The sequence below is a fragment of the Hymenobacter edaphi genome (assembly GCF_003258365.1).
GTDB lineage: Bacteria > Bacteroidota > Bacteroidia > Cytophagales > Hymenobacteraceae > Solirubrum > Solirubrum edaphi.
In genome coordinates this window covers 170,131-185,493 of sequence record NZ_QHKM01000003.1, presented here as the reverse complement: position 1 = coordinate 185,493, position 15,363 = coordinate 170,131, and the positions used below count along the sequence as shown (strand labels likewise).

General features: G+C 58.5%; 15 protein-coding genes and 1 pseudogene. All 16 read right to left on the bottom strand.

What is annotated here, in order from left to right:
• Positions 1-68: 68 nt before the first annotated feature.
• Positions 69-413 (bottom strand): annotated as a pseudogene (gene rplV / locus DLM85_RS11185) (50S ribosomal protein L22); the annotation flags it as partial.
• A 3-nt stretch (positions 414-416) separates the two neighbouring features.
• Complete coding sequence (gene rpsS, locus DLM85_RS11180; protein ID WP_078013193.1) at positions 417-695, bottom strand: 30S ribosomal protein S19; 279 nt, start codon at positions 693-695, stop codon at positions 417-419.
• Complete coding sequence (rplB, locus tag DLM85_RS11175; RefSeq protein ID WP_111478197.1) at positions 695-1,522, bottom strand: 50S ribosomal protein L2; 828 nt, start codon at positions 1,520-1,522, stop codon at positions 695-697. Before rplB ends, rpsS begins: the two co-directional genes overlap by 1 nt.
• A 51-nt stretch (positions 1,523-1,573) precedes the next feature.
• Positions 1,574-1,861, bottom strand: coding sequence for a 50S ribosomal protein L23 (rplW, locus tag DLM85_RS11170; RefSeq protein WP_078013195.1), 288 nt, complete (start codon positions 1,859-1,861; stop codon positions 1,574-1,576).
• Positions 1,861-2,499 carry a 50S ribosomal protein L4 gene (gene rplD, locus DLM85_RS11165; RefSeq protein ID WP_111478196.1) on the bottom strand — a complete coding sequence of 213 codons (639 nt, stop codon included), beginning with the start codon at positions 2,497-2,499 and terminating at the stop codon, positions 1,861-1,863. Before rplD ends, rplW begins: the two co-directional genes overlap by 1 nt.
• Before the next feature lie 5 nt (positions 2,500-2,504).
• Positions 2,505-3,125: a 50S ribosomal protein L3 gene (gene rplC, locus DLM85_RS11160; protein ID WP_111478195.1), complete on the bottom strand. Its 621-nt coding sequence runs from the start codon at positions 3,123-3,125 to the stop codon at positions 2,505-2,507.
• Positions 3,126-3,388: 263 nt separating this feature from the next.
• Complete coding sequence (locus tag DLM85_RS11155; RefSeq protein WP_133257016.1) at positions 3,389-4,771, bottom strand: O-antigen ligase family protein; 1,383 nt, start codon at positions 4,769-4,771, stop codon at positions 3,389-3,391.
• A 104-nt stretch (positions 4,772-4,875) separates the two neighbouring features.
• Complete coding sequence (gene rpsJ, locus DLM85_RS11150) at positions 4,876-5,181, bottom strand: 30S ribosomal protein S10 (RefSeq protein ID WP_111478193.1); 306 nt, start codon at positions 5,179-5,181, stop codon at positions 4,876-4,878.
• A 24-nt stretch (positions 5,182-5,205) separates the two neighbouring features.
• Positions 5,206-7,344 carry an elongation factor G gene (gene fusA, locus DLM85_RS11145; protein WP_111478192.1) on the bottom strand — a complete coding sequence of 713 codons (2,139 nt, stop codon included), beginning with the start codon at positions 7,342-7,344 and terminating at the stop codon, positions 5,206-5,208.
• Between the two features lie 99 nt (positions 7,345-7,443).
• On the bottom strand, positions 7,444-7,911 hold the full coding sequence (rpsG, locus tag DLM85_RS11140) for a 30S ribosomal protein S7 (RefSeq protein ID WP_111478191.1): 468 nt from the start codon (positions 7,909-7,911) through the stop codon (positions 7,444-7,446).
• 109 nt (positions 7,912-8,020) lie between these two features.
• On the bottom strand, positions 8,021-8,449 hold the full coding sequence (rpsL, locus tag DLM85_RS11135) for a 30S ribosomal protein S12 (protein WP_078013202.1): 429 nt from the start codon (positions 8,447-8,449) through the stop codon (positions 8,021-8,023).
• Between the two features lie 225 nt (positions 8,450-8,674).
• Positions 8,675-8,968 carry a hypothetical protein gene (locus DLM85_RS11130; protein WP_111478190.1) on the bottom strand — a complete coding sequence of 98 codons (294 nt, stop codon included), beginning with the start codon at positions 8,966-8,968 and terminating at the stop codon, positions 8,675-8,677.
• 53 nt (positions 8,969-9,021) lie between these two features.
• Positions 9,022-9,762 carry a class I SAM-dependent methyltransferase gene (locus DLM85_RS11125; protein ID WP_111478189.1) on the bottom strand — a complete coding sequence of 247 codons (741 nt, stop codon included), beginning with the start codon at positions 9,760-9,762 and terminating at the stop codon, positions 9,022-9,024.
• A 69-nt stretch (positions 9,763-9,831) separates the two neighbouring features.
• Positions 9,832-10,161: a DUF3467 domain-containing protein gene (locus DLM85_RS11120; RefSeq protein ID WP_111478188.1), complete on the bottom strand. Its 330-nt coding sequence runs from the start codon at positions 10,159-10,161 to the stop codon at positions 9,832-9,834.
• A gap of 46 nt (positions 10,162-10,207) precedes the next feature.
• Complete coding sequence (locus DLM85_RS11115; RefSeq protein ID WP_111478187.1) at positions 10,208-10,690, bottom strand: hypothetical protein; 483 nt, start codon at positions 10,688-10,690, stop codon at positions 10,208-10,210.
• Positions 10,691-10,778: 88 nt separating this feature from the next.
• Positions 10,779-15,125: a DNA-directed RNA polymerase subunit beta' gene (rpoC, locus tag DLM85_RS11110; protein WP_111478186.1), complete on the bottom strand. Its 4,347-nt coding sequence runs from the start codon at positions 15,123-15,125 to the stop codon at positions 10,779-10,781.
• Positions 15,126-15,363: the final 238 nt, after the last annotated feature.

The window sequence follows — 15,363 nt, the reverse complement described above, 5'->3', positions numbered from 1 at the left end:
GAGTTGGCGGCGGGAGCGGTTTCCACTTTAGCGGCGGCGTCTTTCAGCCCCTGGCGGCTGCCAATGGCTTCCACCTTCGAGTCGATGATCAGCGTGACGTGGTTGCTACGCTTGCGGATGCGGTGGCCACGGCCCTGGGGGGCGGGGCGCAGGCGCTTCAGCTGGCGGCCTTCGTCAACGAAGATTTCTTTGATGTACAGGTTAGCGTCTTCGATGCGCTCATCCTCGTTCTTCTGCTGCCAGTTGGCCAGGGCCGACAGGAGCAGTTTCTCGATTTTCTCAGCACCCGAATTGGCCTCAAACTTCAACAAGCCCAAGGCACGGGTAACGCTTTTGCCGCGTACTAGGCCGGCCACGAGGCGCATCTTGCGCGGCGAGGTCGGTACGTTACGGAGTTTGGCTACTGCTTCCATGTCTTAGCGCTTGCCTTTATCTTTCTTGGCTACGTGGCCGCGGAAGTTGCGCGTGGGCGCAAATTCCCCAAGCTTGTGACCAACCATGTTTTCGGTCACGTACACCGGGATGAACTTATTGCCGTTGTGCACGGCGAAGGTATGCCCTACGAAGTCCGGCGAAATCATCGAGCGGCGCGACCAGGTCTTCACCACCGATTTCTTGTTGGACTCCTCCATCACCTGCACCTTCCGCTCCAGGCGGAAGTCGATGTACGGGCCTTTTTTAAGCGAACGTGCCATTACTTCTTGCCTTTACGCGAAACGATGAGTTGCTCAGAGTACTTGTTCTTGTTGCGGGTCTTGTAACCCTTCGCGAGCAGGCCTTTGCGGCTGCGCGGGTGACCACCGCTCGAGCGGCCTTCACCACCACCCATCGGGTGGTCAACGGGGTTCATTGCCACACCACGAACACGCGGACGGTAGCCCAACCAACGGTGACGACCGGCTTTGCCGAGACGTACGTTCATGTGCTCACCGTTCGAAACGGTGCCAACCGTAGCCATGCAGGTCACCAGGACCATGCGCATCTCGCCGGAGGGCAGTTTCAGCGTCGCGTACTTTTCTTCGCGAGCTACCAGCTGGGCGTAGGTACCGGCCGAGCGGGCCAGCACTGCGCCGGCACCCGGCATCAGCTCGATGTTGTGAACAATCGTACCGAGCGGCATTTCGCGCAGCGGCAGGGCGTTGCCCAGTTCCGGAGCGGCGCCGGGGCCAGCTACCACGGTAGCACCCACCTGCAGGCCATTCGGAGCGATGATGTAGGCCTTCTCGCCGTCAGCGTAGCTGATCAGGGCGATGCGCGCCGTACGGTTCGGATCGTACTCAATGCTCTTCACGGTAGCCGGCACAGTGTGCTTGCTACGCTTGAAGTCGATGATACGATACTGTTGCTTGTGACCACCACCGATGTAACGGTTGGTCATTTTCCCGGAATCATTCCGGCCACCGGATTTTTTCTTGGGTGCCAACAGCGACTTCTCCGGCGTCGACGTGGTAATCTCGTCGAAACCCGGGGCGATACGGAAGCGCTGACCCGGTGATGTTGGTCTTAGTTTTTTGAGTGCCATTTTATAGCGAAAATGCTCTAGCGAGGGGCCTCGGTCAGAAATTCAGCTGGCTTAGATGCCGCTGTAGAAGTCGATTACTTCGCCTTCCTTCACGGTTACGATGGCCTTCTTGCTGGAAGCACGACGGCCAGTAACGGCACCGGTTTTGGTGAAGCGCGACTTGAGTTTGCCCTGGCTGCGGATGGTGCTGATGCCCACCACGGTCACGCCGTAGAGCTTCTCGATTTCTTTTTTGATTTCAACCTTGTTGGCGGTGCGCTCCACTTCAAAGGCATACTGGCCTTTCTCGTTCAGCGACGTTGCCTTCTCGGTCACGATGGGCTTCTTGATGATGCTCATTACTCAGCGGCCGTGTAAAGTTGGGTGAGCGTCTCCAGACCAGCCTCCGACAGCAGCAGCGTGTCGGTGTTCAGCAGGTCGTGGGTGTTCAGGGCCGTGGGAACAGCCACCTTCACCTTTTGGATGTTGCGGGCCGACAGTACCACGTTCTTGTCAACCGAGCCGGTTACCAGCAGGGTCTTCTTGCCGGTGTTCAGCTTCAGGCCGCTCAGGATGTTCAGGAAATCCTTCGTCTTGGGGCCTTCCAGGGAGAAGTTCTCCACCAGGGCCAGACGGTTTTCGCGAGCAAGTACCGAGAGGGCCGACAGGCGGGCCAGCTGCTTGGTTTTCTTGTTCACTTTGAAGCCGTAGTCACGCGGCTTGGGACCGAACACGCGGCCACCACCGATGAACACCGGCGACTTCATCGAACCAGCGCGGGCACCGCCGGTACCTTTCTGCTTCTTCAGTTTCTTGGTCGTGCGGGCGATTTCAGCGCGCTCCTTCGACTTGTGCGTGCCCTGGCGCTGGTTGGCCAGGTACAGCTTCACGTCGAGGTACATGGCGTGCTCGTTCGGCTCCAGCCCGAAGATTGCGTCGGACAGCGTCACCTTGCGGCCGGTGTCCTCGCCTTTGATCGTCAATACAGAGAGTTCCATCGCGCCTATTTCTCCAGAATCACGTAACCGTTTTTAGCACCGGGTACCGAGCCGCTCACCAGAATCAGGTTATGCTCGTTCACCACGCGCAGCACCTTCAGGTTCTGGATTTTTACACGGTCACCGCCCATGCGGCCAGCCATACGCATGCCCTTGAACACGCGGGAAGGCCAGGAGCAAGCACCGATCGAGCCGGGGTGACGGCCGCGGTTGTGCTGACCGTGGGTTTGGCCACCCACACCGGCGAAGTTGTGGCGTTTTACAACGCCCTGGAAGCCTTTACCTTTCGAGGTACCTACCACGTCCACGAAGTCACCTTCGGCGAAGTAGTCAGCTTTGATTTCAGCACCCAGCGAGTAGGATGCCACGTCGTCGGTGCGGAACTCGACGAGTTTCTTGCGGGGGGTAACTCCCGCCTTAGCGAAGTGGCCAGCCAACGGTTTGTTGGTGTTCTTGGCCTTCTTGTCGCCGTAGCCGAGCTGAACGGCCGTGTAGCCGTCAACGTCGAGCGTCTTCACCTGCGTCACTACGCACGGACCGGCTTGGATGAGCGTGCAAGGCACGTTCCGACCGTCCGCAGTGAAGAGGCTTGTCATACCGATTTTTTTACCGATAATGCCAGGCATTCGAATGGGGTTTTAGAAAAGACACAGAGAAAACGCCCGAATGGCGTTTTCGGAAAGGGAGTGCAAAGCTAGGGAATTGTTAAGACAAAAGCATTACCCTATCTGAAAATAATTCAGATACTCCGGTCTGCCCTTGCGGCTATCAGTCAATCAGTTTGCTGCCCGCAGCAGCAGCCTCTGTCCCCCTTATCCTGCCCGCTTCACGAATCTGGTCAGCAATTTGCTAAGCGCGGCCAAATCCTATTTACGCGCGGCTTATTGGATTATGCCGGGCGCCACTGCCGGCCTTTGCGTACCCCTCGCTCCTGGCGGCATCCGGCTACGCTGCTCAAGGGTAGCAGTAGAAAGAACAACGAGAAAGTGAGGCCAGTCTGCCCTTCCATCGTCGGCTCGACCATAAAGGACAGTGTTACGATGATGTATTGCGCCACCAGCATGGGCGCGTGCCGGCGGCGGGCCCACCACAGCGGGTAGTAAAACGCCGCCACAAAAAATGCCAGTCCCAAGGTGCCGAACGCAACTAGGTAGAACAGGAACTGGTTGTGCGGCTGAATCTGGTGCGCCGCATCGATCTGGGGAAAGAACTCCCGGTAGCGCGCCGACATTTCATCGCGCAGATCAGCCTTACCAACACCGAACAGCGGGTGGTCTTTCCATACCTGCAGGGCCGTCTGGTACGAGTACACCCGGCCAACCAGGGAATAGTTGTTAGCCGAGCGGGTCTGCTCCACCCGGCTGGCGTCGTCCTTGGTATTGTGGTACTTGTTGTAGAACGTGGGCAGCACAAAGTAGCTAGCAACCGGCAGCGTAATCATCAGCGCCGCCACGAAGGCCGCCTTGCGCCAGGCACATTTTTTCACCAGATAGCCAATGGCTACTACTGCCAGCACATACAGCGCGACCAAACCGCTACGAACGGCCAGCAGGTGCAGGAAGCCGGCCAGGAATATCGTCGCGGCCAGCACGGCCGCTCGGCGCCAGCCCGTCAGAACCATACGGTTCAGCATCACGGCGCCCACGGCAATAGACAGCACGATCAGCAGGCTGAACCGAATGTGGTCGGGCACCGTGGGCATTATCTTGGAATGGGTGTACAGCTCGTTGATGTACTCCGCATTCAGCAGGTAATAAATGGTGCTGCCGATGGCGGAAAAAGTGGTGACGCCCAGCAGCAGCTTGTACAGCCGTTTTAAATCACTGATCAGGAGCGGCGGCAAAATCCAGAACGACAGAGGAAGCAGCACGAAGGGCAACTGCAGCAGAATATCGCGCCAGAACTCCTTGGCGTTGGCGGCGCTGGTATTCAGCCCGGCTACCAGGTGCATCAGGAAAATCAGGGCGAAGCCCAGGTATACCGGCCACTTGCTGCGCTGGGCCACTTCTCGGAAATGCGCGAAGTAGCTCAGGGCGCATAACAACAGGCAGCCCTGGCCAATGCTCGACAGCACGCGGAAGAACGGGAAGGTGAACAACCCGGTAATCACCATGCCGCAGCTGATAGCCGCGGCCGTTTGGATGCGGCCGACCGTTAGCCAGGAAGACGTACTTGAAACGGCAGAAATACTCACAGACGTTGGACGCATACCCACAGCTGCACGCTTGGGCGAAACGCAAGTTACCGATTTCGTGCCAGCCTTGCCGGGCACGGCGTTGCTCCCCTTCTACGCAGAGCAGCGGAGGAGGGGAATGGTTGCAAACAAAAAGCCCCACCGGCCGAGGCCAGCGGGGCTTTTTTGCGGAGCCGTTAGGCTCAGACTTTGATTTCTACGTCAACGCCGCTCGGCAGTTCGAGCTTCATCAGAGCGTCCACCGTTTTCGACGAGGTCGAGAAGATGTCCACCAGGCGCTTGTAGGTGCAGAGCTGGAATTGCTCACGCGACTTCTTGTTCACGTGGGGCGAACGGAGCACGGTGAACTTTTCTTTTACCGTCGGCAAAGGAATCGGGCCGCTCACGATGGCACCCGTTGCTTTCACCGCCTTTACGATCTTCTCCGACGACTTGTCGACGAGGTTATGATCGTAAGACTTCAGTTTGATACGAATTTTCTGGTTCATGAGGTCAGCTTGTGAAAGCAATGATTATTTACCGCCTTTTACTTTGGCGATGATGCCTTCGGCGAGGTTCTGCGGCACCTGCTCGTAGTGCGAGAAGGTCAGCGAAGCCGAAGCGCGGCCCGAGGAGATGGTGCGCAGATCGGTCACGTAGCCGAACAGCTCCGACAGCGGAACGTCAGCCTTGATAACCTGAGCGCCAGCCTTGGTGTCCATGCCTTTCATGATGCCACGACGACGGTTCAGGTCACCCGTTACCGGGCCCGTGTACTCGTCCGGCGACACTACTTCTACAGCCATGATGGGCTCGAGCAGCTTCGGAGCGCAACGCGGGGCTGCCTCTTTGTAGCCGAGACGAGCTGCCATTTCGAACGACAGGGCGTCCGAGTCAACGTCGTGGTACGAACCGTGGTAGATCCGCACGCGCATCGAGTCCATCGGGAAGCCCGCCAGTACGCCGTGCTTCATGGCTTCTTCGAAGCCTTTCTGCAGCGGAGCAATGAATTCTTTCGGGATAACGCCGCCGGTGATGCCGTTGACGAATTCCAGACCGGGTTTCTCCGGCTCGGTTTCTTTCGGACCGATTTCGAATTCAACGTGAGCGAATTTACCACGACCACCCGTCTGCTTCTTGTAGACTTCGCGGTGCTCGATTTTCTTGGTAATCATCTCTTTGTAGGCTACCTGCGGAGCACCTTGGTTGATTTCAACCTTGAACTCCCGGCGCATGCGGTCGATGATGATTTCCAGGTGAAGCTCACCCATGCCGCGCAGTACCGTCTGGCCAGTCTCCTGGTCGGTGAATACCGTGAGGGTGGGGTCTTCTTCCACGAGTTTGGCAATGGCCATACCCATCTTATCAACGTCAGCCTGAGTCTTGGGCTCGATGGCGTAGCCGATTACGGGCTCGGGGAACGACATGGACTCGAGCACCAGACGGTCTTTCTCTTCCGTCAGGGTGTCACCGGTCTTGATGTCTTTGAAACCCACACCGGCGGCAATGTCACCAGCCTGGATTTTGTCGATGGGGTTCTGCTTGTTGGAGTGCATCTGCATCAGACGCGAGATGCGCTCCTTCTTGCCCGTCCGGTTGTTGAACACGTACGAACCGGCATCGAGCTGACCCGAGTAGCAGCGGAAGAAGCACAGACGGCCCACGAAGGGGTCGGTGGCAATCTTGAACGCCAGGGCGGTGAAGGGCTCCGAGTTGTCGGGGTGACGCTCTACTTCCTCGCCGGTGTCGGGGTTGGTACCGATGATGGCGGGCATATCGAGCGGCGAGGGCAGGTAGGCCATTACGCCATCCAGCATCGACTGAACACCCTTGTTTTTAAAGGCCGAGCCGCACATTACGGGCGAGAACTTCATGTCGATAACCGCCTGGCGGATTACCTTCATCATTTCCTCGCGGGTGATGCTGTCCGGATCTTCGAAGAATTTCTCCAGCAGAGCGTCGTCGTACTCGGCAACGCTTTCCACCAGCTTCTGGCGCCACTCGGCTACCGTTTCCACCAGATCCTCGGGAACCGGGATTTCGTGGTACGATTTGCCTTGGGTAGCGTCGTCCCACACGATGGCTTTGCCGGTGAGCAGGTCCACTACGCCTTTGAAGGTGTCTTCAGCGCCAATCGGAATCTGCAGGGGCACGGGGTTAGCACCGAGCTTGTCCTTGATTTCGGTTACGGCTTTGAAGAAGTCAGCACCGGCGCGGTCCATCTTGTTGACGAAGCAGATGCGCGGCACTTTGTATTTGTCGGCCTGACGCCATACGGTTTCCGACTGCGGCTCTACGCCCGATACGGCGCAAAACAGAGCAACGGCACCGTCGAGCACGCGCAGCGAACGTTCAACTTCAACGGTGAAGTCAACGTGGCCGGGGGTGTCAATCAGGTTGATTTTGTACTGCTTGGTGTCCGGAGTCGGGTCACCTTGCTCGTTGGTCGGGTAGTTCCAGAACGTGGTGGTAGCGGCCGAGGTGATGGTGATACCACGCTCCTGCTCCTGCTCCATCCAGTCCATCGTGGCGGCACCTTCGTGCACTTCCCCGATTTTGTGGGTCTTGCCCGTGTAGTAAAGAATGCGCTCCGAGGTCGTGGTCTTACCGGCGTCGATGTGCGCCATAATCCCAATGTTGCGGAGGTACTTCAGGTTTTCGTTGACGGCCATGTCAGTATGGGGTCTTAGGAACTTGGGGACTCTAGGATGAGAATTGCGACTTAACAACAATTCCCGCCCGAAAGTCCCCAAGCACCCAAATTCCTATGGTTAGAAGCGGAAGTGCGAGAAGGCCTTGTTGGCTTCGGCCATCCGGTGGGTGTCGTCCTTCTTCTTGACGGCGGCACCTTCACCTTTGGCGGCGGCGATAATCTCGCCGGCCAGCTTGTCTTTCATCGTCTTCTCACCGCGGCGACGCGAGTACTGAATCAGCCACTTCGAGCCAACGGCAATACGACGGTCGGGGCGAACTTCGGTGGGCACCTGGAAGGTAGCACCGCCTACGCGGCGGCTCTTTACTTCCACGGTCGGCATCACGTTGTTCAGGGCTTTGCGCCACTGCTCGAGGCCGTTTTCCTTGGTGCGCGATTCTACCTGCTCCAGGGCATCGTAGAAGATGCCGTACGCCAGGCTCTTCTTGCCGTCGTACATCAGGTAGTTAACGAAACGGGTTACCAGCGTCTCGCCGAACTTGGGGTCCGGCAGGAGGATACGCTTCTTCGGTTTTGCTTTTCTCATGGTATATGAGGAGTCGTGGGGACTGGGGTAGTTCGTGACCTAGCTTCACGCGCTTTGCGGCGCATTACTCAGACCCGTGGTCAACGTTCAGGCCCCAACTGCCTGATTACTATTTCTTCTTGCCTGCGGGTTTGCCACCTTTGCCAGCTGCTGCAGCCGGTTGACCGGGCTTCGGACGCTTGGCACCGTACTTCGAGCGGCGCTGCAGACGGCCGTTTACGCCGGCGGTGTCCAGAGCGCCACGGATGATGTGGTAACGCACGCCGGGAAGGTCTTTCACACGACCACCGCGGATCAGCACGATGCTGTGCTCCTGCAGGTTGTGGCCTTCGCCCGGGATGTAGGCGTTAACTTCTTTGCCGTTGGTCAGACGCACGCGAGCTACTTTACGCATGGCCGAGTTCGGCTTCTTGGGCGTGGTGGTGTACACGCGGGTGCACACACCACGGCGCTGCGGGCACGAATCGAGGGCCGGCGACTTGGATTTCGTCGTCAGCTTCTCGCGGCCTTTGCGCACTAATTGGTTGATGGTTGGCATCTATTGAGCGTTTTGTCCGGGAGGGTCTTCTCCCAAAAAATTAGGCTTGCAAAGGTAGATACTCTGATTTACAATAGCAAACGGGTATTATAACTTAACCTGAAGAGGCCGGCAGGCTCAGTATCAGTGGGTTTGGCGGTAGTAGGGCGGCCGACCTTATAGAATGGTAAAAGCCCGCTCGGAATCGAGCGGGCTTTCGGGAAGCGGAACAAGTCGAAATCAGCGCTAATCCGCTGCCTGCAGCGTCACCGGCCCCAGGTCGGCGCAGCGGCTGAGAACGTAGCCCAGTACCTCCAGGCTGGTGCGGCTGCGGCTGTAGTCGCAGAAGTAGAGGCCGTACTCGGCGCGCTGCAGCTCCGCATCGGGCATACCGGTTAAGCTGCCGGAACCGCGGTACTCATGCCGCCCTAATTCGTCGCAATGGTCGAGGTTGGGGGCTTTGGCGAGGATGCTGTTGGCCTGCTCGATGGTCAACGTGCAGATGATGCGGTACTCAAAGCCCAGTTCTACCAAGCACATTTGCGTGATTCGTAAGCTTATTTACCAATAACGGCATTCCGTAGCGTAGTTTACTACTTACTGATTTTGCCGGTCCGCAGGAATATCGGGAAGCAGACTTCGCGCTTTTCTGCGCCCCATAGCTCCCGCAGCGGCTGCTCAATCTGCCGCAGCGGCTCCTCCCCTACTGCCTGCTGGTAGTGTTGCACGCTGCTCCACGTCTGCAAGTAACGCAGAAACCGTTCGGCATCCCAATGCTGCCGCTCCTCGAAGCGTCGGTGCTGCGCCTCAGCGAAAGGAAACGGAATGCGGGCAAACTCGTCGTCGATGTGCCGGCGGTTCTCGTCCCAGTACGGCCCGACGATATCGGTGTAGAAATGCTGAATCAGCGGGTCAATCTGCGCGTTGACTTTCACCAGACCATAACCCCACTCGGCAATAGTGGCACCGGGCTTGGCTACCCGCGCGGCTTCCTGGTGAAAGGCCGCCGCATCGAACCAGTGCAGGGCCTGCGCCACGGTCACGAGGTCGAAGGTATCGGCGGCAAACGGCGTGTGCTCGGCCCCGCTGACGTGGTAATGGATATTGGGCTGCTCTACTGCCTGCGTCAGTTGCTTCTCGCTGATGTCGGTAGCTTCCACCCGGCCGAAGTGCGGGGCCAGGTCGGCAGCTACCTGGCCGTTGCCGGTGCCACAGTCCCAGGCAGCCGTGCGGCCGGGCGTGATGGACAGCAGGAACTCGTACAGCGCCGGCGGGTAACTGATACGGAACTGGGCGTACTGGGCGGCGTGGGAGGAGAAACGGTCGAGGGCCATTGGCTGAAAATAGCAAGAGCCGCGGACAACGCCGCAGCTCCTGAAGGTTGTCGTCGACAATGACGCGGATTATGCCTCCCCCATCGTCCCGCTGAAGTTCATCGGGAAGCTGGTCATTTCCGTCTGCGTTTTCACCGGGCCAAAGCTCCGCTCGTAGCGGTCCAGGTTGTCCTGCAGCGCCGCCAGCAGCCGCTTGGCGTGCTCCGGCGTGATGACCACCCGGGCTTTCACCTTGGCTTTGGGCAGGCCGGGCATTAGGCGGATAAAATCGATGACGAATTCGCTGCTGGAATGCGCAATCATGGCCAGGTTGGCGTATTCGCCCTCGGCTACGTCTTCCGACAGCTCGATGTTGATTTGTTGTTCTTCGGGTCCGGGAACGGGTGGTTGTTGGGCCATGTGGTCGTCTATGAATGGGCGGAAAGGTTGTATTCCACCGTGTTATTTATTCTGCGGTGCGCTTGCCCGTAGTTACAGTTTCTTCCGAGTACGCTACTGCTTCCTTCACTGGAACGGAAAAGATACCGCCTTTACCGGCTAAAAAGGCCTCGCGCCAATAGTTGTAGCCGTCCATAAAGTCAGCAGTCACGACTTGATTGCTCTTCAGCAATGCTGTCACGCTGGAATCAATAGCAGCCTCAGCGAATGGCATGTGCCCAATAGAATTGCTGGCGCCGGAGAGATTTTGCGGATTTGCCATCTGCAGACCATCAATGCTGACATGGACGATGACGCCATCCTTGGGTGATTGTTCCACTTTGAAAATAGTGAGCGTGGACTTCGGCTCCGCTGGCCGGGTTTTGTACTGCCAAACTTGTCCAATCTGATATTTGGATTCCCTTGTATCCGTCAGCTGGGCGGCATCATCTTTCTGCATGGAACAACTGGTTGAAGTCACTAATCCGATAAGTATAGCGGCAAGCTTCATAAATCAAAAGTAACCCCCTAAAAAGAAAAGCCCGCCGGAATTGCTTCCGGCGGGCTTCCTTACTTAATCAGCCGAAGCGGCCGACGGACTAGTCCGCCGATACTTCGCGCTTGCTGCGGCTGGCGCGGGCGGGGCGCGTTTCCGGGGCGGCCGGAGCGGCGGGTGCCGGTTCCGGATCCTCCGTCGAGCCGACCTGAATGCGCGTGTACTCGCGCAGACCGGTACCGGCCGGAATGAGGTGACCCACGATAACGTTTTCCTTCAGGCCCAGCAGTTCGTCGGCTTTGCCACGGATGGCAGCTTCCGACAGCACCTTGGTCGTCTCCTGGAACGAAGCGGCCGAGATGAACGACTGCGTACCCAGCGAGGCTTGCGTGATGCCCTGCAGCGTCGGACGCGAAACGGCCGGCGAAGCGTCGCGCACTTCCACCAGTTTCAGGTCGCGGCGACGCAGCGAGGAATTCTCGTCGCGCAGCTTGCGGGCCGTCACGATCTGACCACGCTTCAGGATGGAAGAATCCCCTTCCTCCGTCACGACTTTCATGTCGATGATGGAGTCGTTTTCTTCCATGAACGTCACCTTGTCGACCGACTGGTGCTCCAGGAACGAGGTGTCGCCCGGGTCCATGATAATCACCTTCTGCATCATCTGGCGGACGACCACCTCGATGTGCTTATCGTTGATTTTCACGCCCTGCAAGCGGTACACTTCCTGAATCTCGTTCACGAGGTACTCCTGCACGGCACCCGGGCCCTGAATGCTCAGGATGTCGTTCGGCGTAATGGCGCCATCCGACAGCGGCGAGCCGGCACGGATGAAGTCGTTGTCCTGCACCAGAATGTGCTTGGACAGCGGCACCATGTATTTTTTCTTCACGCCGTCTTTCGACTCCACGAAGATTTCACGGTTACCACGCTTCACCGTTCCATAGGTTACCACGCCGTCGATTTCCGACACCACCGCCGGGTTCGACGGGTTGCGGGCCTCGAACAGCTCGGTTACGCGGGGCAGACCACCCGTAATGTCGCGGGTTTTGCCCACGGCGCGCGGAATCTTGGCCAGGATGTGACCGGCCTTGATTTTCTCGCCGTTCTCCACGTTGATGTGCGAGCCTACGGGGATGTTGTACGCCTTCTGGTTTTCGTCGCCGCCCGAACGTCCGGCCTTCACCATAATGGCCGGAGCCATGGTTTTGTCCTTGGATTCGATAAACACTTTCTCGCGGTAGCCGGTCTGTTCGTCCGACTCCTCGCGGTAGGTGATGCCTTCTTTGATACCCTCGTAGACGATGGTACCATCGAATTCGGCCAGAATAACGGCGTTGTACGGGTCCCAGTTGTTGAGCTCCTGGCCCTTCTCTACCTCTTGCCCTTCGTCGACGAGCAGGAACGAGCCGTACGGCACGTGGTTCGAGATGTACACCTTACCGGTGCCTTTCTCCACGATACGTACTTCGCCCGAGCGGCCCATCACCACTTTCACCGGTTCGCCTTCGGCATTCACCGAATCCACGGTGCGCACGTCTTCAAACTCGATGACGCCGGCGAACTTGGCGCGGATGTTGGCTTCCACGGCAATGTTCGAGGCCGTACCACCTACGTGGAAGGTACGCAGCGTGAGCTGGGTGCCCGGCTCACCGATGGACTGGGCAGCAATTACGCCGACAGCCTCACCTTTCTGGACCATGCGGCCCGACGACAGGTTACGGCCGTAGCACTTGCCGCAGATACCACGCTTGGCTTCGCAGGTCAGTACCGAGCGGATTTCCACCGATTCGATGCTGGTGTTGTCGATGCGGCGCGTGATTTCCTCGGTGATTTCTTCGCCGGCCGGCAGGATTACCTCGTCCGTCAGCGGGTCCACGATATCGTGCACCGCCACGCGGCCCAGGATACGCTCGGCCAGCGGCTCCACGATGTCCTCGTTGTCCTTCAGGGCGAAGGTTTCGATGCCGCGGAGGGTACCGCAGTCGACGTCGTTCACGATAACGTCCTGCGACACGTCCACCAGACGGCGGGTCAGGTAGCCGGCGTCAGCCGTTTTCAGCGCGGTGTCGGCCAGACCCTTACGGGCACCGTGCGTCGAAATGAAGTACTCGATTACGTCCAGGCCTTCTTTGAAGTTAGACAGAATCGGGTTTTCGATAATCTCGCCCACCGAACCCTGCAGCGACTTCTGCGGCTTGGCCATCAGACCCCGCATCCCGCCGAGCTGACGGATCTGCTCGCGCGAACCACGGGCACCGGAGTGCATCATCATGTAGATGGAGTTGAAGCCTTGCTTCTCCTTCTCCAAGCGGGACATGAGGGTCTCCGTAATCTGGTTGTTGATACGCGTCCAGATGTCGATAACCTGGTTGTAACGCTCGTTGTCGGTAATCAGACCCATCTGGTAGTTCTGAGTTACCGCCTTCACGTCGTTTTGGGCCTGCAGAATCAGCTCATCCTTCTCTTTCGGGATGTTGATGTCGCCCAGACCCATCGACAGACCACCTTTGTAAGCCGACTGGAAGCCCAGCGTCTTGATGTCGTCGAGGAACTGCGCCGTGCGGGCCATGCCCGTCCGCTTGAACACCAGCGAGATGATCTGCTGCAGCTTCTTCTTGGTCAGCAGCTCGTCCACGAAGCCGACTTCCTCCGGCACGTGCAGGTTGAAGAGCACGCGGCCAGCCACGGTCTCAATCACCTTCGTCACCAGGTTGTCTTCCTCGTCGCGGATTTTCGTGCGCACCTTGATGTAGGCGTGCTTGGAGAGCTGACCTTCGTTGATGGCAATAACAACCTCTTCAGCGGAGTAGAACGCCCGGCCTTCGCCCTGCACTACTTCCTCTTCGGTGGTGCGCTTGCCCTTGGTCACGTAGTACAGGCCCAGAACCATGTCCTGCGACGGTACCGCAATCGGGGCGCCGTTGGCCGGGTTCAGGATGTTGTGCGAGGCCAGCATGAGCATCGAGGCTTCCAGCACGGCGGCCGGCCCGAGGGGCACGTGCACAGCCATCTGGTCACCGTCAAAGTCAGCGTTGAAGGCGGTACACACCAGCGGGTGCAGCTGGATAGCTTTGCCCTCGATCAGACGCGGCTGGAACGCCTGGATACCCAAGCGGTGCAGCGTAGGAGCACGGTTCAGGAGCACCGGGTGGCCTTTCAGCACGTTCTCCAGGATGTCCCACACCACGGCGTCCTTGCGGTCCACGATTTTCTTGGCCGACTTCACCGTCTTCACGATGCCGCGCTCGATGAGCTTGCGGATGATGAACGGCTTGAACAGCTCGGCCGCCATGTTCTTGGGCAGACCGCACTCGTGCAGCTTCAGCTCGGGGCCTACCACGATAACCGAACGGCCCGAGTAGTCGACGCGCTTACCGAGCAGGTTCTGACGGAAGCGGCCCTGCTTGCCTTTCAGCATATCGGACAGCGACTTCAGGGCACGGTTGCCTTCGGCGCGCACGGCATTCACCTTGCGCGAGTTGTCGAACAGGGAGTCGACAGCTTCCTGCAGCATGCGCTTCTCGTTGCGCAGAATCACCTCCGGGGCCTTGATTTCGATCAGGCGCTTGAGGCGGTTGTTGCGGATGATAACGCGACGGTACAGGTCGTTCAGGTCGGAGGTGGCGAAACGGCCACCGTCCAGGGGCACGAGGGGACGCAGCTCCGGCGGAATCACCGGCACCATGCGAATCACCATCCACTCGGGGCGGTTCTCGATGCGGCCGTTGGCTTCGCGGAATGCTTCCACCACGCGCAGACGCTTCAAGGCTTCCGCCTTACGCTGCTGCGAGGTTTCGTGGGCGGCGGAGTCACGCAGGGAGTAGCTCAGCTCGTCCAGGTTCAGGCGCTCGAGCAGCATTTGCAGCGCTTCGGCCCCCATCTTGGCAATGAACTTCTGCGGGTCCTCGTTGGGCAGCATCTGGTTCTCGCGGGGGAGCTTGTCGATGATGTCCAGGTATTCGTCTTCCGTCAGGAAGTCGAACTGCTGTACGCCGTCGGCCTCCAGCAAGCCCGGCTGCACTACCACGTAACGCTCGTAATAGATGATCTGGTCGAGCTTCTTGGTGGGCAGGCCCAGCAGGTAACCAATCTTGTTGGGCAGCGACTTGAAGTACCAGATGTGCGCAACGGGTACCACCAGTTCGATGTGGCCCATCCGCTCACGGCGCACCTTCTTCTCGGTCACCTCCACGCCGCAACGGTCGCAGATGATGCCCTTGTAGCGAATGCGCTTGTATTTGCCGCAGTGGCACTCCCAGTCTTTTACCGGTCCGAAGATCCGCTCGCAGAACAAGCCGCCCATTTCGGGCTTGTACGTGCGGTAGTTGATCGTCTCGGGCTTCACCACTTCCCCGTTCGAGCGCTCCAGAATGGCTTCCGGAGAGGCGAGCGAGATGGTGACTTTCGAGAAGTCTTGAACCAGCTTCTTCGTTTTTGCAAACGCCATGTTGCTTGTGTTTAAGCTTTAGCTTGTTGCTATTTCACCGTTCGGTTTCTTCGGGCAGTGCCCAAACACTCAGAACAGCTCGACTCCGGGAAAAGTGCTCTGCGGGTCGGATAGGTACGCCGCGCAGTAGGTTTTCCGGGTCTGGGCGAAGCCTCGTCGGCTCCAATCGACCAGCTTGTTGATGACTTCCGGGCCCTGTGGTGTTGTCCTGACCTTATCTCGGAACAACGGCCGAAAG